General features: G+C 72.2%; 16 protein-coding genes. All 16 read right to left on the bottom strand.

The window, feature by feature from the left end; translation table 11 throughout:
- Positions 1 to 9 precede the first annotated feature (9 nt).
- Positions 10 to 2,985: a bifunctional [glutamine synthetase] adenylyltransferase/[glutamine synthetase]-adenylyl-L-tyrosine phosphorylase gene (locus ABEG18_RS04380; RefSeq protein WP_406856877.1), complete on the bottom strand. Its 2,976-nt coding sequence runs from the start codon at positions 2,983 to 2,985 to the stop codon at positions 10 to 12.
- A complete protein-coding gene (locus tag ABEG18_RS04375) occupies positions 2,982 to 4,400 on the bottom strand; it encodes a sensor histidine kinase (RefSeq protein WP_406856876.1) in 1,419 nt (472 codons plus the stop codon). Before ABEG18_RS04375 ends, ABEG18_RS04380 begins: the two co-directional genes overlap by 4 nt.
- Positions 4,384 to 5,067, bottom strand: coding sequence for a winged helix-turn-helix domain-containing protein (locus ABEG18_RS04370; RefSeq protein ID WP_406858529.1), 684 nt, complete (start codon positions 5,065 to 5,067; stop codon positions 4,384 to 4,386). Before ABEG18_RS04370 ends, ABEG18_RS04375 begins: the two co-directional genes overlap by 17 nt.
- Before the next feature lie 241 nt (positions 5,068 to 5,308).
- Positions 5,309 to 6,874 carry a Do family serine endopeptidase gene (locus tag ABEG18_RS04365; protein ID WP_406856875.1) on the bottom strand — a complete coding sequence of 522 codons (1,566 nt, stop codon included), beginning with the start codon at positions 6,872 to 6,874 and terminating at the stop codon, positions 5,309 to 5,311.
- Between the two features lie 122 nt (positions 6,875 to 6,996).
- Entirely contained in the window at positions 6,997 to 7,473 is a 477-nt protein-coding gene (locus ABEG18_RS04360; RefSeq protein ID WP_406856874.1) for a cytochrome c-type biogenesis protein, read from the bottom strand.
- Entirely contained in the window at positions 7,470 to 9,446 is a 1,977-nt protein-coding gene (locus tag ABEG18_RS04355; RefSeq protein ID WP_406856873.1) for a heme lyase CcmF/NrfE family subunit, read from the bottom strand. The genes ABEG18_RS04360 and ABEG18_RS04355 overlap by 4 nt, the downstream gene beginning before the upstream one ends.
- 2 nt (positions 9,447 to 9,448) lie before the next feature.
- On the bottom strand, positions 9,449 to 9,940 hold the full coding sequence (ccmE, locus tag ABEG18_RS04350) for a cytochrome c maturation protein CcmE (protein ID WP_406856872.1): 492 nt from the start codon (positions 9,938 to 9,940) through the stop codon (positions 9,449 to 9,451).
- 4 nt (positions 9,941 to 9,944) lie between these two features.
- Positions 9,945 to 11,066, bottom strand: a complete 1,122-nt coding sequence (gene ccmI, locus ABEG18_RS04345; protein WP_406856871.1) for a c-type cytochrome biogenesis protein CcmI — start codon at positions 11,064 to 11,066, stop codon at positions 9,945 to 9,947.
- Positions 11,067 to 11,148: 82 nt separating this feature from the next.
- Positions 11,149 to 12,540 (bottom strand): sensor histidine kinase, encoded by a 1,392-nt coding sequence (locus ABEG18_RS04340; protein WP_406856870.1) that lies wholly within the window; start codon positions 12,538 to 12,540, stop codon positions 11,149 to 11,151.
- Positions 12,541 to 12,568: 28 nt separating this feature from the next.
- Positions 12,569 to 13,240 carry a response regulator transcription factor gene (locus ABEG18_RS04335; protein WP_406856869.1) on the bottom strand — a complete coding sequence of 224 codons (672 nt, stop codon included), beginning with the start codon at positions 13,238 to 13,240 and terminating at the stop codon, positions 12,569 to 12,571.
- Between the two features lie 24 nt (positions 13,241 to 13,264).
- The gene (locus ABEG18_RS04330; protein WP_406856868.1) at positions 13,265 to 13,576 is read right to left on the bottom strand and encodes a PepSY domain-containing protein; all 312 of its coding nucleotides are present in this window, start codon (positions 13,574 to 13,576) and stop codon (positions 13,265 to 13,267) included.
- Between the two features lie 99 nt (positions 13,577 to 13,675).
- Complete coding sequence (locus ABEG18_RS04325; protein WP_406856867.1) at positions 13,676 to 14,446, bottom strand: glycoside hydrolase family 108 protein; 771 nt, start codon at positions 14,444 to 14,446, stop codon at positions 13,676 to 13,678.
- An 8-nt stretch (positions 14,447 to 14,454) separates the two neighbouring features.
- Positions 14,455 to 15,870 (bottom strand): DUF2793 domain-containing protein, encoded by a 1,416-nt coding sequence (locus ABEG18_RS04320; RefSeq protein WP_406856866.1) that lies wholly within the window; start codon positions 15,868 to 15,870, stop codon positions 14,455 to 14,457.
- Positions 15,871 to 15,889: 19 nt separating this feature from the next.
- Entirely contained in the window at positions 15,890 to 19,804 is a 3,915-nt protein-coding gene (locus tag ABEG18_RS04315) for a glycoside hydrolase/phage tail family protein (RefSeq protein WP_406856865.1), read from the bottom strand.
- A complete protein-coding gene (locus tag ABEG18_RS04310; protein ID WP_406856864.1) occupies positions 19,801 to 20,277 on the bottom strand; it encodes an NlpC/P60 family protein in 477 nt (158 codons plus the stop codon). The genes ABEG18_RS04315 and ABEG18_RS04310 overlap by 4 nt, the downstream gene beginning before the upstream one ends.
- Positions 20,274 to 21,167 (bottom strand): DUF2163 domain-containing protein, encoded by an 894-nt coding sequence (locus ABEG18_RS04305; RefSeq protein ID WP_406856863.1) that lies wholly within the window; start codon positions 21,165 to 21,167, stop codon positions 20,274 to 20,276. The genes ABEG18_RS04310 and ABEG18_RS04305 overlap by 4 nt, the downstream gene beginning before the upstream one ends.
- Between the last annotated feature and the right edge of the window lie 4 nt (positions 21,168 to 21,171).

Below are 21,171 nucleotides of genomic sequence, written 5' to 3'. Positions count from 1 at the left end.
AGGCCGCGCTCAGGACAGAAGGCCCGCGCAGGCCTGCGCCACCCGGGCGCGCAGGTCGGCGAGTTCGCGCTCCAGCACACGGAAGTCCGGCAGGCCCACGACGGCCGCCATGCGACGCTTGAGGCCCGCTGCGGCTTTGGCGGGGTCGAAAGTCCCCGCCACGCTGAGCCGCTGCCATTGGAACAGGTCGCGCATGAAAGCGTAGGCGTCGCGCAGCAGCGTCCCGGTCTCGGCCGGCAGCGCCTGCGCCTCGATGGCGGCGTCGAGGATGTCGTGGGTGGCCGTCCGCACCAGGCTGGGATGGAGCCGGCCATGGATCAGCACGACGGTCTGCGCCACGAACTCGATGTCGAGCAGGCCGCCGCGGGCGAGCTTCAGGTCCCACCCGTCCTGGTCGCCCTTCTCCTGGGCGATCAGCGCGCGCATCGCGAGGGCGTCACGGCGCACGGCGGCCGGGTCGCGCTCGACGGTCAGAATGGCGTTGATGGAGCCCGCCACCGTCTCCATGAACAGCGGATCGCCGGCGACGGGACGCGCCCGCGTCAACGCCATCTGCTCCCAGGTCTCCGCCTCGCCCTGCTGGTAGGAGAGAAAGCCCTTGTACTGGGTCGCCGCCGGGCCCTTGTTGCCGGAGGGACGAAGCCGCATGTCGACGGCGTAGAGCACGCCGCGGCGGGTCGGGACCGTGAGGGCGCTGATCAGGCGCTGCGTCAGCCTCGTGTAGTAGACGACGGCGTTGAGCGGCCGCGGGCCGTCGCTTTCGGCCGCGTCCTCGTCGAAATCGTAGAGCACGATCAGGTCGAGGTCGGACGTGGCGGTCATCTCGCGCGAGCCGAGCCGGCCCATGCCGACCACCGCAAGCCGTCCCCCCGGCACGCGGCCATGCTCGGCGGCGAAGCGCCGCTCCATGTCGCGCAGCGCGACCCGGATGACGGCCTCGGCCAGCACCGCATAGGCCTCGCCGATGCGGCTCAGCGCGAGCGATCCGGACAGGACCCGCGCGCCGACGAGGAACATCTCGTGCTGCCCGGCTTCGCGAAGCCTGTCGAGGAAGTCCTCCAGCAGGTCCGGCTCGCCCACGGCCTGGCCGAGGCGCTGGACGAGTTCGTCCACGTCGCCATAGGGCCGCGCCAGCGCCGGATCGATCAGCGCGTCCAGCAGATGCGGCCGGCTCGCCACCGTATCGGCGAGGCGCGGCGCCGATCCCAGAAGGTCGGCGAACAGGCTGAGCACCGGCTTGTGGCTCTTGAGGATGGAGAAGAGCTCGACGGCGGCCGGCATGCGCCCCAACGCCGCGTCGAAGGCGGCCAGCGCGCCGTCCGGGTCGGCGCTGCCGCCGAAGGCCGCGAGGAGCGGCGGAACCAGTTCGGTCAGCACCTCGCGAGCGCGGGGGCTGGTGACCGCCTGCCGGCGGCCGAAATGCCAACCCCGGACCGTCTCGGCCGTGGCGGCCGGATCGGTGAAGCCCATCCGGCGCAGCGTCTGCAGGGTCTCGGGATCGTCCTGCACCCCGGTGAAGACGAGGTCGCCCTCCGTGGCCGTGAGCTCCGCGCCTTCCTCGAACAGGCGGGCGTAATGCTTCTCGACGTTGAGGGCGTGCGCGGTCAGCGCCTTGGAGAAGGCGGCCAGGGACTTGAACCCGCAGAACCGGGCGAAGCGGCCGAGCTTGTCCTCGTCATGGGGCAGCTCCTGCGTCTGCTCGTCGGCGAGCATCTGCAGCCGATGCTCGACCGTCCTGAGGAACAGATAGGCGGCGCCGAGCTGCGTCTCGGCGGTCGGCGAGATCCAGCCGTCCTGGCGCAGGGCGGTGAGCATGTCGAGCGTCCGGCGGCCGCGAAGCTGGGGCCGGCGGCCCCCGAAGACGAGCTGCTGCGTCTGGACGAAGAACTCCACCTCCCGGATGCCGCCGCGTCCGAGCTTGATGTTGTGCCCGGCGACCGCGATGGCGTCGTGCCCGCGCACCGCGTGGATCTGCCGCTTCATGGCGTGGATGTCGGCGATGGCGGCGAAGTCGAAATATTTGCGCCAGATGAACGGCGCGAGTTCGGCCAGGAACGCGTCGCCGAGCGGGATGTCTCCCGCCACCGGACGGGCCTTGATCAGCGCGGCCCGCTCCCAGTTCTGGCCGACGGTCTCGTAATAGGCGAAGGCCGATGGAAGCGGAATCGCGGTCGGGGTGGAGGCCGGGTCCGGCCGCAGCCTCAGATCGGTGCGGAAGACGTAGCCGTCCGGCGTGCGCTCCTGAAGGAGCTTCACCACGCCCTTCAGGATGCGCACGAAGAACGGCGTCGCATCGACATTCGCGGCCAGCGGCGCCGAGACCGGGTCGAAAAAGGCGACGATGTCGATGTCGGAGGAATAGTTGAGCTCGCGCGCGCCGTGCTTTCCCAAAGCCAGGATCACGACGCCGCTGCCGCGGCCCGGGTCGTCGGCGTACGGCGGCGAAAACCGGCCCGCCGCGGCGCTCTGCGCCAGAAGCCACCGCACGCTGGAGGCGACCGCTGCGTCGGCGAAGTCGCTCAGCGCCTCGGTGACCTGAATGACGGACCAGACGCCGCCCAGGTCGGCCAGCGCGACGAGAAGCGCCAGCTCCTGCTTGGCCCTTCGCAGGCGGCGCATCAGGTCCGTTTCGGTCTCCGCCAGCCGCCACGAGGCGTCGACCGCGGCGACGAGGCCGGCCAGCCGTTCCGCGGGGTCCGCGTCCAGCAGCGCGCCGAGACGGCCCGGGTCAGCCGTCGCCAGGCGCCACAGAAAGCCCGAGTGATCGGCCAGCCCGGCCAGAAGCGCCCTCACGGAGCCGCCGCCTTCGACATGCCGTCGGAGCGCGACCACGCCCGCGTCGTCCGCGACGGCCAGCAGCTCGGCGAGGCGCGCATTCGCCCCTCTGACGTCCGCAGGCTTCGGGGCGGCGGCGATCCGCCCAGCGAGCGGCCCTGCGCGAGAGTCCGGCGGAACGCGTCCCGCGTCCGCTGCGATGTCCGTCATGGCGCTCCCGACCTCTGCGGCAGCGCGAGCACGACGCGCAGCCCGGGCTGATTATCCTCCAAACGGAGAGTTCCGCCATGCAGGCGGGCGATGGCGGCGGCCAGGGACAGGCCGAGCCCGAAGCCCGGCTTGGTCCGGGCGCCTTCCAGGCGGATGAAGCGCTCCAGCGCGCGGGCGCGGTCGGCGGCCGGGATGCCGGGTCCGCGGTCGGCGACCACGATCTCGATCCCGTCCGCGCGCCGTCGCGCCGTCACCAGGATGGCGGACGCGTCGCCCGCGCTGGCGCCCTCCAGCAATGGGAGCGCGTCGCGGCGGGCGTATTTCAGCGCATTGTCGACGAGGTTGGCGAGGGCCTGCCCGACCAGTTCGCGGGAGCCCACCGCCGTCAGGTCGGGCGGCGCCTCCAGGCGCAGGGCCACGCCGGCCTCCTCGGCCACCGGCTCGTAGAGCTCGACCACGTCGCGCATGGCCTCGGCCACGTCGAAGGCCACGAAGTTTTCGCGCACGCTCCCGGCCTCGGCCCGGGCGATCATCAGAAGCGCGTTGAAGACGCGGATGAGATTGTCCGCCTCGTCGATGGCGCCCACCAGCGCGCGCCGGAAGTCGTCCGGCTTCTCGGCCGTCCGCAGCGCCTCCTCCGCGCCGTTGCGCAGGCGCGTCAGGGGCGTCTTGAGGTCATGGGCGATGTTGTCGGACACCTCCTTGAGGCCGGTCATCAACTCCTCGATGCGGTCCAGCATGGCGTTGAGGTTGACCGCGAGCCGGTCCAGCTCGTCATTCGCGCCGGCGATCGCCAGACGGCCGGAAAGGTCGCCCGCCATGATGCCGCGCGTGGTGTCCGTCATGGCGTCGATGCGGCCCAGGACGCGGCGCGTCACGAACCAGCCGCCCAGCAGGGCCAGGGCGATGACGAGCGTCAGCGACCACCCGAAGGCGCGGCGGATGACCAGCCGCATGCGGTCGGCCTCGGCCAGATCGTGCCCCACGAGCAACCGCACCCGCGCGGGCAGTTCGTAGATGCGCACCAGGGCCACATGGGGCCGCTGGTCGTCGTCGTTGTGGAAATAGGAGATCTGCCGCTGCCCTGGGGTCTCCAGCAAGTCCACCGGGAGGCGGCCGATATTGCCGGCGAGCTTTTCGCCCGCCGGACCGACAACGAGGTACAGGGATGCGCCGGGCTGGCGCGAGCGCTGCTCGATGACGTCGACCAGACGGCGAAGCCCGCCGGCCGTGTACTGCTCGGCGAGGCCCTGCGTCTCCGCCTCCACGACGGTCCCGACCTGGTCGACGATGAGGCGGCGCGCGTTGAAGGCGATGTAGCCAAGGAGGAAGAACGCAAACAGCGTGAAAATGAGGAGGTAAGCCAGCGACAGCTTGAACGCCGTCGTGCGGAAGAGCTTACCGAGCGCCGTCACGGACCATGTACCCCGCGCCGCGCACCGTGTGGATCAGCGGCCGATCGAACCCTTTGTCGACCTTGCCGCGCAGGCGGGAAAGATGGACGTCGATGACGTTGGTCTGGGGATCGAAGTGATAGTCCCAGACATTCTCCAGAAGCATCGTGCGCGTCACCACCTGGCCGGCGTGCTTCATCAGGTATTCCAGCAGGCGGAACTCGCGCGGCTGAAGCTCGATCGATTTCCCGGCCCGGCTCACCTGATGTGAGAGCCGGTCCAGTTCGAGATCGCCGACGCGGTAGCGCGTCTCCTCGACGGGCCCCGCGCGGCGGCGGCGCGCCAGCACCTCGGTGCGGGCGAGCAGCTCGGAGAAGGCGTAGGGCTTGGGCAGGTAGTCGTCTCCGCCGGCCCTGAGGCCCTTCACGCGGTCGTCGACCTGGCCCAGCGCGGAAAGGATCAGGACGGGGGTCTCGACCTTCTGCTCGCGCAGGCCGTGGATGAGGGAGAGGCCGTCCAGCTTGGGCAGCATGCGGTCGACGATCAGCACGTCGTAGTCGCCCTCGCGCGCCAGCGCATAGCCGTCGAGCCCATCGGCGGCGTGGTCGGCGACGTGACCGGTCTCGCGGAACGCCTTGACCAGGTAGGCCGCGGAATCCTTGTCGTCCTCGACGATCAGAAGCTTCATGTCCATGACATACCTCCAAGACGCCCGGCTGTTGAGGGGCGAACGGCGTCCGGAGCGCATTTCGAGACGAAAATGGCAGGCCGGGAGGGGGCTGAATCCCGGCCTGCCGTCTTTCCCGGCCGCATCGGTTGGAGGATGCGGCCGGGAGCGCAGGAGATCGACGCGGGGCGAGCGCGATGTCCTGCTTCGGCGCCGGAGGAACGGGGAAGCCGCCGGCGCCGATCGGGTCAGCGAGTCCGGATCAGCCGCGCGCGTCCTTCTTGGGGAAGGCGAGCGCGACGAAGCGGGTGTCCTTGCCGCTCTTCAGGCGCATCAGCACGGCCTTCTTGCCGTCCTTGCGGGCGTCGGCGAGGGCCTGCTTGACCTCGGCGGGATCGGCCACCGCGCGGCCGCCGATCTCCAGGATCACGTCGCCCTGCTTCAGGCCCTGCTCGGCGCCGGGGCCGTCGGGATCGACCTTTGTGACCACGACGCCCTGGCCGCCCGAACCCTGCACGGAGCGGGCCGGCGCCAGCGAGAGGCCGAAGCCGCCCGCAGCCGGGCCGCCCGCATCGTCCTGCGCATCCGCGCGGGCGGTGCGGTCGTTCGGCAGGGCCGCCAGCTTCAGGGTGACCTTCTGCTCTCGGCCGTCGCGGATCACGGTGAGGTCGGCCTTGTCGCCCGGCTTCATGGCGCCGATCCGGCGCGAGAGCTCCTTCGGACCGGCGATCTTGTCGCCGTCGACGGCCACGATGGTGTCGCCCGCCTTGACGCCCGCCTCAGCGGCCGGGCCATTGCGCTGCGCTTCGGCCACCAGGGCGCCCTTGGGCTCCTTCAGACCGAGGCTGTCGGCGATCTCCGGCGTCACCGGCTGGATCTGCACGCCGATGAAGCCGCGCGCCACCGAGCCGTTGTCCTTCAGCGACTCCACGACATTCGCGGCGACTTCGGTCGGGATCGCGAAGGCGATGCCGACATTGCCGCCCGACGGCGAGTAGATCGCGGTGTTCACGCCGACCACGTCGCCGTTCATGTCGAAGGTCGGGCCGCCCGAGTTGCCGCGGTTCACCGCCGCGTCGATCTGCAGGTAGTCGTCATAGGGGCCCGAGCCGATGTCGCGGCCGCGGGCCGAGACGATGCCGGCCGTGACCGTGCCGCCGAGGCCGAACGGATTGCCGACCGCGATCACCCAGTCGCCGACGCGCGGCTGGCCCTTGGCGAACTTCACGAACGGGTAGGTTCCGGGCTGCTTCACCTTGAGCAACGCCAGGTCGGTCTTGGGATCGGTCCCGATCACCTTGGCGTCGAGCGTGCGCCCGTCATCCATCGTCACCGCCACCTCGACGCCGTGTTCCACGACGTGGTTGTTGGTCACGATGTAGCCGTCCGGGGTGATGAAAAAGCCGGAGCCCTGGGCCTGCGCGAACTGGTGTCCGCGCGGACGCTGCGGGGCGCCGCGGCCGTTGGGCTGGCCGAACTGGCGGAAGAAGTCGCGCAGTTGCGGGGGCAGGTTCGGCGGCAGGCCCTGGACGCCGCCGTCTTCGTCGTCACCGCCGCCGGCGATCTCGCCCGAGCCCGCGCTGACGTTCTCGACCTTCACCTTCACGGACACGACGGCCGGCTTCACGCGCTGCACCGTGTCGGCGAAGGACGGCGGGCCGGCCATCGGCTGCGCCGAGGGGGCCTGCGTCTGCGCGTTCGCGACGGCGGTGGGGAAATCGGAATAGTGAGCCGCGCCGGCGCCGACGACCGCGATCGCGCAGGCCCCGGCCAGGAGGCCGGCGCGGACCGACAGGCGGCGCTTGGGGGAATTCGTCTGCTGGGACATCGATCTGCTCCTGAGGTCTGGACTGGGGGGCTTCCCCGAACCTGTGGAGCGGAAGATGGGGGCCGGCGGCTTACGGCGCCGTCACGGGATCATGAAACTTTGGAAAGGTTGGCGGCGGCCGGTCAGGCGCCCGGACCTGGGCCTGTCATGCGCTCCAGCGCGGTCCGCTCCTCGACGCTGAGCGGCGACGGCGATCCCGGCCTGCGCCGCCGCGCCTGCGACCAGACCACCACGAGGCCGCCCAGCAGCACCAGGAAGGGTCCACCCCACAGGAGGGCGGTATGCAGCGACAGCGCCGGCCGCAGCAGCACGAACTCGCCGTAGCGGTCGACCAGGAAGCGCTTGATCTCGTCGTCGCCTGCGCCGGCCTTCAGCTTCTCGCGCACGATGACCCGCAGGTCGCGGGCCAGCGGCGCGTCGCTGTCGTCGATGGACTGGTTCTGGCAGACGAGGCAGCGCAGTTCCGACGACAGGGCCCGAGCGCGAGCTTCGAGCTTTGGATCCGGCAGCACCTCGTCGGGGTTCACGGCGAAGGCCGGCGCCGTGGCCAGGACGGCCAGCAGCGAGATCGCGACGGCGCGCGCGCGCATCGTGCTCATTCCGCTGGGAGCGCGGCGGGCGCGGCCCGCCGGACCGGTGCGCCGACCCTCGCCCTGCGGTCGGCTAGCGAAAGCCCTCCGCCTGCGGCCATGACGACCGCGCCGAGCCAGATCAGCAGCACCCACGGCTTCCAGTAGAGCCGGACGCCGACCCGCCCGTCAGGCTCGATCTCGGCCACGCTGGCGTAGACCTGGCCGAGGCCGACCGTCAGCAGGCCGGCTTCGGAGGTCGGCATCGTGCGCCCGGCGAAGATGCGCTTGCCGGGCTCCAGCACCCCCACGGGCGCGCCGTCGCGGCGGACGGAGAGCAGCGCCGCCGTCTCGCGGTAATCCGGCCCGTTGCGGGGCACGACCGCCTCAAGGGCGACCCTATAAGGGCCGACATCCAGTCCGTCGCCCGGCTTCAGGGTGGCGATGCGCTCGACGCCCCAGGCCGTGGCCGAGATGCCGATCACCGTGACGCCCATGCCGGCATGCGCCAAGGCCGTCCCCCAGGCCGAGCGCGGGAGGCCGGCGGCGCGGCGCAGGACGGTCGCCACGGAGGCGCCGGCCCGGCGGGAGCGGGTGATCACCTCGGTGGCGGAGCCCAGGATCAGCCAGAAGCCCAGTCCCACGCCGAGCGGCGCGGCGACGGGTCCGCCGCGGGTGAACGCGAACACCGCGATCGTCCCGGCGACCGCGATCGCGAAGGTGGCGGACAGGCGCTGCGCCACCCCGGCGAGGTCGCCCCGCTTCCAGGCCAGCGACTGGCCCACCGGCACGAGCAGCAGGAGCGGCGTCGCGAGAGGCAGCACGGTCGCCTCGAAAAAGGGCGGACCGACCGAAATCTTCGCCCCGGTCAGCGCCTCGAGCGCCAGCGGATAAAGCGTGCCGATCAGCACCGCCGAGCACGAGGCGGCCAGGAACAGGTTGTTCAACACCAGCGCGCCTTCGCGCGAGATGGGGGCGAAAAGTCCGCCCTGGCGCAGCATCGGGGCCCGCCACGCGAACAGCGTCAGGGCGCCGCCGATGAAGAACACCAGGATGGACAGGATGAACACGCCGCGCGAGGGGTCGCTGGCGAAGGCGTGGACGGAGGTGAGCACGCCGGACCGCACCAGGAAGGTGCCGATCAGCGACAGCGAGAACGCCAGGATCGAGAGCAGGATCGTCCAGACCTTCAGCGAATCCCGCTTCTCCATCACCACGGTGGAGTGCAGCAGCGCCGTGCCGGCGATCCATGGCATCAGGGAGGCGTTCTCGACCGGGTCCCAGAACCACCAGCCGCCCCACCCCAGTTCGTAATAGGCCCAGTAGGAGCCCATCGCGATGCCGAGCGTCAGGAACATCCAGGCCAGCAGCGTCCAGGGCCGGACGAAGCGCGCCCAGACCGCGTCGATGCGGCCCTCCAGAAGCGCGCCGATCGCGAAGGAGAACGCGATCGAGAACCCGACATAGCCGAGATAGAGGAGCGGCGGATGGATGGCGAGGCCGGGGTCCTGCAGGATCGGGTTGAGCCCCTGCCCCTCGAACGGCGCCGGCAGCACGCGGGCGAACGGGTTGGAGGTGATCAGGATGAAGAGCAGGAACGCCGCCGCGATGGCGCCCTGGACGGATAGCACATAGGCCAGCAGGCGCACGGGCATCGCCGCGCCGCGCCAGGCCACCAAAGCGGCGAAGATGGCGAGGATCAGCACCCAGAGCAGCATCGAGCCTTCGTGGTTCGACCAGACGCCCGAGATCTTGTAGGCGAGCGGCTTGGCCGAATGCGAGTTCTGCACGACGTTCAGGACCGAGAAGTCGGATCCCACATAGGCCGCCGTCAACGCCGCGAAGGCGAGCGCCACGAAGCCGAACATCGCGAAGGCGGCCGGGCGCGCGACGCTCATCAGCGCCGCGTCGCGGGTGCGCGCGCCCCAGGCGGGGACGGCCGCCAGCGCCAGAGAAAGGGCCAGGGCCAGCACCAGGGAGTAGTGTCCGAGTTCGACGATCATGGTCACGATCCCGGTTTGGCTTCGGCCGAAGCCGGCTTGGCGGCCGAGCCTGCGGAGGCGGCGGAAGGCTGCCAGACACCCTGCTTCTTCAGGGCCTCGGCGACCTCCTTTGGCATGTAGTTCTCGTCGTGCTTGGCGAGGACGCTGTCGGCCCTGAACTCGCCGGAGGGCTGGAGCGCGCCTTCGGCGACCACGCCCTGCCCGTCCCGGAACAGGTCGGGCAGCAGGCCCTGATAGGTGACCGGGACGGCGCGGTTGGTGTCGGTGACCTCGAAGCGCACGGTCTGGTCCGGGCCGCGCTGGATGCTGCCTTCCTTCACCAGCCCGCCGATGCGGAACCTCGTGCCGGGCTTGATCGCTTTCTCGACGACGTCCGTGGGCCCGTAGAAGAACACGATGCTGTCGTTGAGGGCGAAGAGCACCAACCCGGCCGCCGTTCCCAAAACGGCGAGCGCCAGGGCGATCAGGGAGAGACGGCGCTGCTTGCGGGTCATGGCGTCAGGAGCCTTCGATCTTCAGTTCCCGGCCCAGCGCCTCGATCCGGCCGAGGCCGGGAGCGTCGCCGGCCAGCGACGCCCGGGCGCGCGCCAGGGCGTCTCGCGCCTTCGCGGGCTCGCCCAGGACCATATAGGAGCGGACCAGCCGCAACCACCCTTCGACATCCGCGCCATTCGCCGCAAGCCGCGCGTCCAGACCCGCCACCATGGAGCGGATCGCGTCCTGGCGCTCGCCGGCCGGCATGGACGCGATGGCGTCCGCCGCGGGGCCGGTCGGCTGGTCCGGCGGCGAGCCGCCCAGCGAAGCGATCTTCTCGTTCAGGCGGATCCGCACGGGGCTGCCGAGAGGCGCCTCGCTGGCGAGCTCGCCATAGATGGCCAGGGCCTGGTCGATCGCCCCGTCCTGCTCGAAAGCGAGCGCCCGGTAGAACCGCGCCTTCACGAGCTTCGGGTCGAGCGAGAGCGCCTTCTCGACGCTCTGGCGGGCCGCCGCCGTGACGACGCCCTCGGCGGAGGCGACCTGCGCTTCGCCGAGCTTCTCGAATCGCTCGCCGTTCTCGCCCAGCAGGCGGATGGCGTTCTCGAAGGCGCGCTGCGCGTCGTCGTAGCGGCCTCGGCTCATATAGACCGGGCCGACCACCTCGAAGCCGCGTCCATCCTGGGGATTGGCGGCGAGGTGCTCCTCGATCTTGGCCACCGCCTGGTCGATGCCGAGCTCCGAGCCGGATTTCGCCGCCCGGTCCCTCAGGGGCTGGTCGGCGATGTTGGGATTGCCGAGGCCCAGATAGAGCCCCAGGCTGAGGAGCGGCACCCCGACCAAAGCGAGCGCCGAGGCGAGCCGGCGGCGTCCCTGCGCCGTGGAGGGCTTTCCATCGCTCTGGCCGCGCCGCGCCGCGGCCAGCAACCGACGGGCCGCCTCCACCTTGGCGGTCTCGGCCTCGGCCGGCTCGATGAGGCCGCGCTCTGCGTCACGCTCGATGTCGGCGATCTGCGAGCGATAGAAAAGCGCGTCGGTGGCGGCTTCGGGCGAAGCCTCCGGGGCGGGCCGGTCGCGGCCGAGCGGCCCGATGACAGCGAACACGGCGGCGCCGGTCATCAGGGCCATGATGATCCAGACGAGCATGTCGTTCGATTACCGGGCCTTGGCCTCGGCGTCACGCCAATTCGCGCCCCTGCGGCATCCGGATGCGTACGGACGCGGGCGCTCAGGCGGCCGGCAGCGTCAGTTCGGCCCGCAATCCGCCCAGCGGCGACGCGCCCAGCACGAGGGCGCCGCCATACAGGGTGGCGAGGTCCGACACGATGGACAGCCCGAGGCCGGAGCCGGGCTTCGACTCGTCCAGGCGCGCGCCGCGGCGCAGCATGCTGGTCCAGGCTTCCTTGGGGAGTCCCGGCCCGTCGTCGTCCACCTGGATGCGCAGGTAGATCCGGCCGTCCTTGGGGTCCGCCGGCCGCACGTCGACATGGACGTGGGTGGCCGCCCACTTGCCGCCATTGTCGACCAGATTGCCGATCATCTCCTCGATGTCCTGGCGCTCGCCCCTGAACAGCGTGTCGGGCGCGACCTCGCCGTCGAACACGATGGCGCGGTCGCCATGGATCTTGGCGGCCGTGCGCAGGATGCCGTCCACGATCGGCTCCACGGCCGTCGACGCGCCGACGGAGCCGGCCCGGGCGGCCGCGCGGGCGCGTTCGAGATACCAGTTCACCTGGTCGCGCATGATGGCCGCCTGCTCCTGCACCTTGGCGGCGAGCGGGCCTCCCTCGGCGGCGGCCTCGTTGATGACGACGCTGAGCGGCGTCTTCAGCGCATGGGCGAGGTTGCCCACCTGGGTGCGGGCGCGTTCAAGGATCTCGCGGTTGGAATCGATCAGCAGGTTCACCTCCGAGGCGACTGGAGCGATGTCGTCCGGGAACTCGCCGGAGACGTGATCCGCCTCGCCCCTGCGGATGGCGCCCACGCCGGCCGAGAGCCGGGCCAGCGGCAGCAGGCCGAAGCGGACCTGGAACACGGTGGTGGCCACCAGCGCCAACCCGAGCAGCGTGAAGGTGAGGCCCAGCGCCCAGCGGAAGCTGTCGATGGCCGCCTCGATCTCGCCGGCGTCGGCCGCCACCTGGATCAGGAACTTGCCGTCCTCGCCCAGATCGATGACCCGCTCGACCATGCGAAGGCGCCGTTCGTCCGGCCCGGTCGCGTAGCCCTCGCGAAGCTCGCCCGCCTTGGCCTTGACGTTGCTGGCCGCCAGCGACAGCAGGCGGCCCCCGAACAGGGAGGTCGAGCCCTTGATGTCGGGCGCGTCGCGATCGATGCGGGTGATCTGCCAGTACCAGCCGGAAAGCGGCAGGTCGAAGCGCGGCTCGCCCAGGCTGTAGGGGTCGGAGCGCTCGCTGTCGTTCGGGGACGCGACGTCCGCCACCAGCGATTTCAAATAGACGTGCAGCCGCTCGTCGAAGGCGTGTTCGGTCGTGCGCCGGTTGATGGTGGACAGGATCACCCCCGCCACCAGCAGGATGGCTAGGCTCCAGGCCGCGGACGACACGAACAGCCGCGTCGCGATGGACTGGCGCTTGCGGAGGGAGTAGCGGCGCAGGACCATCAGGCGCTCCGCTCGCGCCGCCGGGGCGTCATGGCTGGCCGGTCGGCGCCTGAAGGACGTAGCCGAGTCCACGCACGGTCTGGATCACGTCGACGCCCAGCTTGCGGCGGAGCCGGCCGACGAACACCTCGATGGTGTTGGAGTCACGGTCGAAGTCCTGGTCGTAGAGGTGCTCGACGATCTCCGTGCGGGACACCACGCGCCCGACATGGTGCATGAGGTAGGCCATCAGCCGGTATTCGTGGGACGTCAGCTTCACCGGATTGCCGTCCACGGTGACGCGTCCCGCCCGCGTGTCGAGCCGCACGGGCCCGCATACGAGTTCGCTGGTGGCGTGCCCGGCGGCGCGGCGCAGTACGGCGCGCACCCGCGCGAGGATCTCCTCCATGTGGAAAGGCTTGGTGACGTAGTCGTCCGCGCCCGCATCGAAGCCCTGCACCTTGTCGCTCCAGCGGTCGCGCGCGGTGAGGATGATCACCGGCATCGCCTTGCCGGCGCGGCGCCAGGCCTGGAGCACTCCGACCCCGTCGAGCTTGGGCAGGCCAAGATCCAGGATCACGGCGTCATAGGGTTCGTTCTCGCCCAGATGGCAGCCTTCCTCGCCGTCGAAGGCGCGGTCGACGGCGTATCCGGCCTGTTCCAGCGCGGAGACGATCTGGCGGTTCAGGTCCTTGTCGTCCTCGACGACGAGCAGGCGCACGATGTCATCCTTGGTCGGTTCGGGTCAGCGCGATCCCATGACCTTGCCGGTCTGGGCGTCCACATACACCCTGACGACCCTTCCGTCCCGCTTCAAGGCCGTGATGGCGTAAACGAGCCCGCCGTCGTGCCGGCAGAGGCGCGCGCGCACCGCCTCCCCGCCCAAGGCGCCGCGGGCGGCCCGCAAGGCCGAGACCTGCGGCACGACGCGCTTGGCGGCGACCTCCTCGCGAATTTCGCTCTCGCCGAGGCACCCCACCAGCTTCGGCACTTCGGATTCGGAGGCCCGCGCGGCGGACAGGGAATATGTCGCAACGACCGCAACGGCCGCCATCATGATCCAGGAAAACTGTGCCATCGCGGGTAGGAAGCGGCATCGTTCCTGAACCGGGGCTGAATGAGCCCGGCGACAATTCGCCGCCGGGCCCAGCCCGAATCAGCTCAGGCGGCGCGTCGCCACGATCCGGAACGCCGTGGAGGCGATGAAGCTGAGGCCGGCGACGACCTGCAGGCTGGTGTCGGCGAATTTTCCGGCGTCCAGCTGCGAGGTGTCGAAGCCGAGGGCCGAGAGGCTGACGGCCGCAAGGCCGATCAGGTTGGACCAGACCGTGCGGCTCTGGAGGATGGGTTTGACGAGGTCCATGGCTTTGCTCTCCTGTGCGGGACCGCCGCCCGACGCGGGCGGGCGGACCGAAACGCCGGCCATCGCCAGCGCTTCGCGTTCGATGAGGCCGACGCGCCTCGTCCAGCCGCGGCCGAAGACGGGCCAGGTCGGCAGGCGCTGAAGGAAGCGCAGCCTGAGGCGGCAAACCTCGGAGATCAGCCCGGCCGGATCGGCCCGGCGGGCGGCCTCCAGCATGGCGGCGTCGGACGCGTCCGAGCGGGGCAGCGCCAGCGCCTGCCGGAGCAGGGCCAGAGCCCGGCCGGGACCGGAGTTCACGGCGCAATCGAACACCGCGAGATTCACTCCGGCGGGCAACGCTTCGGCGTGGACCGCGTCCCAGTAGCGGGCGCGGTAGATCTGCTTCGCCTCGGCCTGGCCGAGCGTCATCACGTCGGCGTCGGAGACCGGCCTGCCGCGGGCGAGGGCCAGCGCCGCCTTGGTGACGCCAAAGCGCGTGGGGCCGCCTGGATCCAGCGGGTGGGAGACGTAGCCGCCCTCGAGCCCGAAGACGAGCGCCACGGCCCGTTCGAAATCGTCCTGCATCGCGCCCCTCACAGTTTGGCGGAGTAGTCGAAGGGGCCGGTCCCCGACGCCACGGGCGCGTCCCGCATCTCGAAGGCGAGGTCGGCGGGGTTCTGGGCCGCCGCCGTCCGGCGGAAGAAGCGCCGGGCCATGACGGTCTCGACGGCGGGCGGACGCCGCTCGAAAGGCGTCGCGGCCGAGCCCTCCTCGACCTGCACGTCGGCGATGTCGATCGCCCCTGCTCCGGCAGCCGACCTGAACACGCGAAACGACAGGAAGGAGCCCGGCCCGACCGTCTTGCCGGCGAGGTCCGGCGGCGTCAGCCGGATGGTCTGGCGCCGCCACGTGGGAGAGGCCGCAAGCGGGGTCAGCCCCAGGCCCGTGACCGAGGGGCTCCCGCCGGCTCCGAACGCCTGCGCAAGGTCGGCCGCGAAGCCGGCGGAGGCCGTCCGGTAAGAGAAGGACACGACGACCGCACGCCCGGCGAGCGCCGCCACGTCCTCCATCCGGGTCTGGAGTTCAGGAAGGGGCGCAGCGGCGGCGGCGGCGATCGAGAGCGTGGCGAAGAAGCGGGCCCCGGGGACCTCGGTCTGGCCTGGCGCGAAGGGCGTCCGCGCGAGGGTCCCGGTCGCTCCGGCGGCGGATTGCAGCAGCCAGCGGTCGGGACCGAAGACCGCAGCCGCCGCGATGGTGAACGGGCCCGGCCCCCGCTGGGAGATGGCGAAGTCGCCATTGACGACGAGGTTCCTGAAGGCGTGCGGCAGGCCCGCCGCACCGGACGGGAAACTGACCGCGCCGGTCGCCGGATCGGCGCTGATGCTGTCGCGCCAGACGGCGCCGTCGGCGGAGACGCGCAGCCGCCAGCGATCGTCGCCCACGAGCCCCGTCTCGGCCCTGCCCTCGAAGCCGGACTGGAGCAGATGCGAGGCCGTGGCGGCCGCGGCGCTCTTGTTCAGCTTCACCCGCAGGTCGCCCGTGCCGCCCTCGGCGGCCGTCCTGGCCGTGAACAGGGCGTTGTTGATTTTGGCCACGAAGGGGTTCGCGGCGTCCGGCGCGGCGCCCAGGCCCAGGCCCAGGCTCTCCAGGCCGGCGAGGCGTCGCGCGAGTTCGTCGAAGTCGCGCCACGCGGCGCCGTCGAAGACCCTCAAGCGCCCTTCGGACACGACATAGACGCGCCATCCGGCCCGCGGCGCCAGGAAGCGCCAGGCGCCGTCGTCGAAGGCCGCCAAGGCGCCCCCATGGCCCTGGAAGGCGCCGGCCGGCGTCGCCGACAGCAGGTAGCGGTCGCCCTCCTGAGGCGCGGCGGGCGGCGCGCTCCGCTCGCGCTCCAGCACGGCGCAGTGCACCAGGCCGTCCAGGATCTGGAGCGCCTCGTTGTGGGTCACGTGCTTCTGGGCCTGGGCGGCCGCCAGATAGGGCAGCCCCAGCCGGGATGTGTCGGTCATGTTCGCCTCGCGATGCGGCTCAGAGGATGGGGAGGTCGGCGGTCAGCGCCGCGCCGCGGCCGACGGCCGCGCTGACCTGGGCGATGCGGACCGCCAGGCGGGTCTGGGCGGCGCCGAAGTCGGCGAGCTCGTCGGCCGCCGCGTAGAGGGCGCGCGGCGCGGCGCAGTCCAGCGTCCGGACCGCCTGGCCGCCGCGCAGGATCTCGACCGCATAGGCCTCGGCCTCCTCGCCGAGCGGGATCTCGACCGGCTCCCAGGCGTCGGCCTCGATGCGTCCCCGCCGGATCCAGCTCAGCCCGACGCCGCCGGGCGTGCGCGTCGCCCGTGCGCGGACCGGAGAGAGGCAGGCCAGCGCGGCCGGGCCCGGACTCGCCGAGAAGGCCGTGACGGCTGCGTCGTCGCTGCCGCGCGAGGCGGGGCCGACCCGGTAGGAGTAGGCCCGGCCGAGACTGGCCGCTCCCACGCCGAGCGGCGTCAGCGCCGAATCCAGCAGCGCGACCAGCGAGCCGGCCGGAGCCGGGCGCGCCGCGGCGGCCTCCGAGCCGCCGACCCCCCGGATCAGGCGCGAGAGCCGCCACCGGCCGGGACCGATCAGCTCGGACCTGGCGAAGCACAGCGCCTCCCAGGCGTCGTCCGCGCCCTGCACGCCGACCAGGGTCGCCTGCGCCAGCGCGGCGGCGTCGGACGGGTCAGGCAAGGCGCCGGACCCGAGCGTGATGCGCAGTTCGGCCGCCTCGTCCCAGCGCCAGAGCGGCCCCGCCGCGAGCGGGGCGATGAGGCGGCCCAGCCCGCAGGGTCGGTCGGCGAAGGCCACGGCCTCGAACGCGCCGCCGTCGCTGGAGCGCCAAACGGCCAGACGCCCCGGCCAGGGCTCGGCCGTCACCGCGAGCGCCTGGAGCATGGCGGGCTCCTGGCGCGCGAGCGGCAGGTCGACCACGACCGCAAAGGGCCGCCCCGCGATGCTGGGCGCCGGACTGGGCTGGACAGGGCCGGCGCGCGGCGGCGGGTCGTAGGTCCCGGTCTCGACGGCCCGGGCCGTGACGTCGCGCTGCTCGGCGTCCCGGATGCGGGTGATCCGGAAGGGCCGCGCGGCCCCGTCGACCGGCAGCCGGACGCAATCGCCCACCTCCAGCGCCAGCCATCCCGGCCGCAGCCCGAACTGGACCGTCTCGCGGCCCACCCAGGCGTCGTAGAGCGCCATGTCGGCGAGCCGGGCCGCCGCGGCGCGCGGCAGCGCCGCGGCGATCTCGGTCTGGCTCTCCCGCCGGCTGGCGCCCTCGAGCCGGCGCGACATGACGCTGGCGCGGGCGTAGTCGCCGTCGGCGTCGATGAAGCCCAGCGTCAGCTCGCCCGGCAGGTCCGAATCCTGCGCCCGGGTCAGGCGCAGCGTCGCGCCGTCGCGGTCGGGGACGAGGTCGTCCTCCGTCAGGGTCGCGACGGGCTGCGCCTGACGGCCCGAGAAGGACAGCATGCCCCCGGTCGCGGCCGCGTCGAACCCGAACAGCGCCGCGAGCGGCTCGAGCGCCGCGCGGGCGCTCAGGGGACGGTCGACCACGTAGCCGTCGACGAAGCCGTCGACCGTCATGCGCCCCGGGGCCGGCGCGCCCCAGTCCTCCAGGATCGCGGCCACCAGCTCGTCGAGCGCCGCGCCTTCGAGGCGGCCGGTGAGCCAGTGCCCCCTCTCCCAGCTCGCCGCGTCGCTCCAGACGCCGGAGAGGGCCGGAAAGGCCGGGAACGGCCTCGCGTCCCAGGCCCAGACATGGATCCGGGTCGGATCCACCATGCGGCCGCCAAAGAGGGGCGAGACCGGATTGTCGGCGGGATCGAAGCCCGGCGACGCCGGGTCGAAATGGGCCAGCAGGGCGGAGACCGCGCGCGCCTGGATCAGATCGTCCCGGAAGTTGCGCGAGAAGGGCGGCGCGCGACCCTCGATCGACTTCGGGTCGGGGAAGGCGGTCGGTCCGTTGGCGCCCTTGTCGACGGCCGGGCAGCCGCATTCGACGAACAGGATCGGCTTGGATTGCGGGACCCAGGCGGTCGGAGCGCCCGCCTCGACGCCGCCCGTCCGCTCCACATGCGGGCGAGCCCACCAGTTGACGAAGTCCTTGGGCCGAAACACCCACGGTTCGCCATAGGCTCCGTCCGTGATCGGCAGGCGGGCCTGCGCGGCCCTGCCGGCGTCGTCGGCGTAATACCAGTCGTACCCCTCCCCGCGGGCGACGTTGGCGGCCAGATAGGCGGGGTCGGCCGCGTTGCGGCCCAGCGCGGCGTCGCGGTGGCCGGGCGCGTCGCGCCAGTCCCCCATCGGCTGCCACAGGTCCACCCCCACCGCGTCGATGGCGGGCGACGCCCAGAGCGGATCCAGCGGAAAGCGAAGCTCGCCGGGCGCCGGAACATGAGCGCCGTATTCGGTCCAGTCCGCGGCGTAGACGACCTTCGTCGCCGGGCCGACCACCGCCTTGACGTCCGCCGCCAGGGCGGCGAGGAGCGCCGCGGCCGGATACACGCCGAGTGCCGAGCGCGTGCGGGTGACGCCGACCAGCTCGGAGCCGATCAGCATCGTGTCGACGCCGCCGGCCGCGGCGGCCAGGTGGGCGTAGTGCAGCACCTGTCGGCGCAGCGACCATTCGTCCGGCCCCGCATAGGCCACGCCTGCCTCCGTCACGGAGAAGTCCTCGCGGCGCGCGGCCCCGAACAGGGCCGCGATCTGGGCTCCGGCGGCCGGCGTGGCGTCCGGCGTGCCCGCAACGCCCGGGGCGGGATGACACGTGATCCGCCCGCGCCACGGATAGGGCGGCTGTCCCGGAGCGCCGGTCGCCGGATCGGGCAGCGCGTTGCCGGCAGGCACGTCCATCATGACGAAGGGGTAGAGCATCACCTTCAGGCCGCGCGCCTTCAGGTCGCGGATCGCCGCCATCACGGAGGCGTCGGAGGGCGTGCCGCCATAGGCGGGGCGCCCGTCCACCAGCGAAACCAGCCGCGCGTCCTGGCGCTTCAGGCCCGCCGCCGCCCACTCCACGCCGGCATGGGAGCGCCCTTTCCCCTCGACCCGCGGCGCGATCGTGCAACGCCCGGCGCGCAGGTCGTCGCCGAACCACGCCGCCACCAGCCCGACGCTCTCCAGCCGGGGGCACAGGGCCTGCAGCGCGTCGAGCGAGGCGGCCCAATCGCTGGCGTGCGTGAGCACGTGGCGGTTCTCGGGCGTGGTGACGCCGAAATCCGCCTCGCGCGTGACGAGGTCCGGCGCGTAGACGAACTCGCCGGCGCCCGGGATGAGGTCCACCGCGCGGATGCGCGCGCCGAGGCCGGCCACGGGGCGCACCACCTCGAAGCTCAATTGCGGCACGCGATCTCCGAAGGGCGCGAGCGGCAGCCGCTCGAACACCACATAGGCGAGGCCTCGATAGGCCGGCGCCTGGTCCGCGCCCTCCTTGGCGACGATCAGCGGGTCGGGATCCTGGTCCTCGACGCCGCGGTGGACGCGGATCGACAGGGTCGTCTGGTCCAGCTCGCGCCCGTCCGCCCAGATCCGGCGCACGAAGGCGATGGGGCCTTCGCAGAGCCCGACTGCCAGGTTGGCGTAATAGGAATAGGTCTGCGTGCTGGCGGACGCGCCGGCGCCGCCGATCCCCTTCCCGCCGCCGCTCTTGGCGGTCGAGGCCACTTCCTCGAAGCGCGTGGCCCAGATCGCTTCGCCGCCGATGCGGGCCCGGCCGTAGACGCGCGCGATGGGCGCGCCCTCGGTCGAGCCCAGCCCCGCCAGCGTCTTCAGGCGCGGGCCTTCGACATGCTTCTGGCCCGAGCCGCCGAGCAGGGCGCCGTCGATGGCCGATCCGGAGGCCGCCCCGAGCGCCTGCCCGATCGCGCCGCCGATGGGTCCGGCCAGCGCGGTCCCGATGGCGGACCCCGCCGCCTGGAGAATGAGAGTGGTCATGGGTCGAGCCGTCCTTCGTCGAGGGGCGTGCGGCGTGCGGGGATCCGGAAGGCGCCGCTCAAGCGCCGCGTCCAGACGCCGATCGCGACCTCGCAGACCCGGGCGCCGTCATGGGCGTGGACCATCCGGCCCCCGCCCGTGGCGACGCCGAGATGCTTGGCGGGCGCGCCGGCCCGCCATCGAAACAGCAGCACGTCGCCGGCCTCCGCGCGGTCCAGCGGGACGCGGGCGAGATGGCGCTCGGCCGCCAGCGTGAGGACGTCCCGGCCCGTCGCCTCCGCCCAGTCGGGCGAGTAGGGCGGCGTCGGCTCGGGCTCCTCGCCGTGGAGGGCGCGCCAGACGCCCCTCACGAGGCCCAGGCAGTCGCACCCTGCCCCCTTCAGGCTCGCTCCATGGACGTAGGGCGTGCCGATCCAGCTTCGGGCCTCCGCCACGATGGCGCGGCCAAGCGCGTCCTGGCCCGACGGGTTCACCGGAACAGGCTCCCGCCGTCCATGGCCACGTCGCCGTTGCGGGCGACGCGGAGGAGGAAGTCGTTGCCGGGCATGTGCGGGAAGCCGCGGAAATTGGCCACGTTGTCGAAGCGCGCCGCGCAGGTCGCCAGGCGCTTGTCGCAGCCCGCCGTGATCGCGAACGCGTGCCCGGCGGCGATCGGGTCGCCCGAAGGCCGCCACAGATGGACCTCGCCCGCGCCGGCCGTGGCCCGGTGGTCCTTCACCTCGGAGCCCCATCCGGCGTTCGGGCCCGACGTGAACGTCAAGCGCCCGCCGGTGAAAAACGCATCCGGGAAAGCCTGCAGGGCGGAGGACGCCAGGGCGGACGCGCCGTCCGTCGCCTCCACCGCGCCGGTGGCGCGCCAGGCCGGGAGGGCGAGGTCGACCCCGCAGCGGGCATCTCCCAGATCGGCCGAGCAGGCCGGCTGGAACGTCCGCCCGCGCGGCGTGTCGAGCTGCTGCGCCAGGCCGCGCAGCTCGGCCACGAACGCGCCGGGCGTGCGGCGGACCTCGCCGATGACATAGACGTCGAGGAGCACCCGCGAGGCCGGGTCGGACCAGTCCACGAGCCAGACCTCCACGGCGGCCGCGTCGTAGCGGCCGGCGGCCAGGTCTGCCTCGTCGAGGCTGGCGGATGAGAGCGCCCCCGCGACGTCGCCGCCGCCCACCGCGAAGCCGAGCTGGCTTTCAGTGTCGGCGGCCTCCAGCCCGGTCGAGGCGGCGTAGACGACGCCCCCGAAGGAGAGGTCGCGGTCGTGGTCGGTGAAGCCTTGGGTCACGCCGTCGCGGCGCATCAGTTTCCAGCAGCGGGCGAGCGTCGTCGCGCCTTCGGCGAGGCGGGCCGAAAGCGTGGGCGAAAGCGGGCGCATCGGG

Origin of the sequence: Alsobacter sp. KACC 23698 (genome assembly GCF_045348435.1) — a bacterium.
Classification (GTDB): domain Bacteria; phylum Pseudomonadota; class Alphaproteobacteria; order Rhizobiales; family Beijerinckiaceae; genus Alsobacter.
Note: the sequence above shows the minus strand (reverse complement) of the source record. Positions and strands in the feature narration are given on the sequence as shown.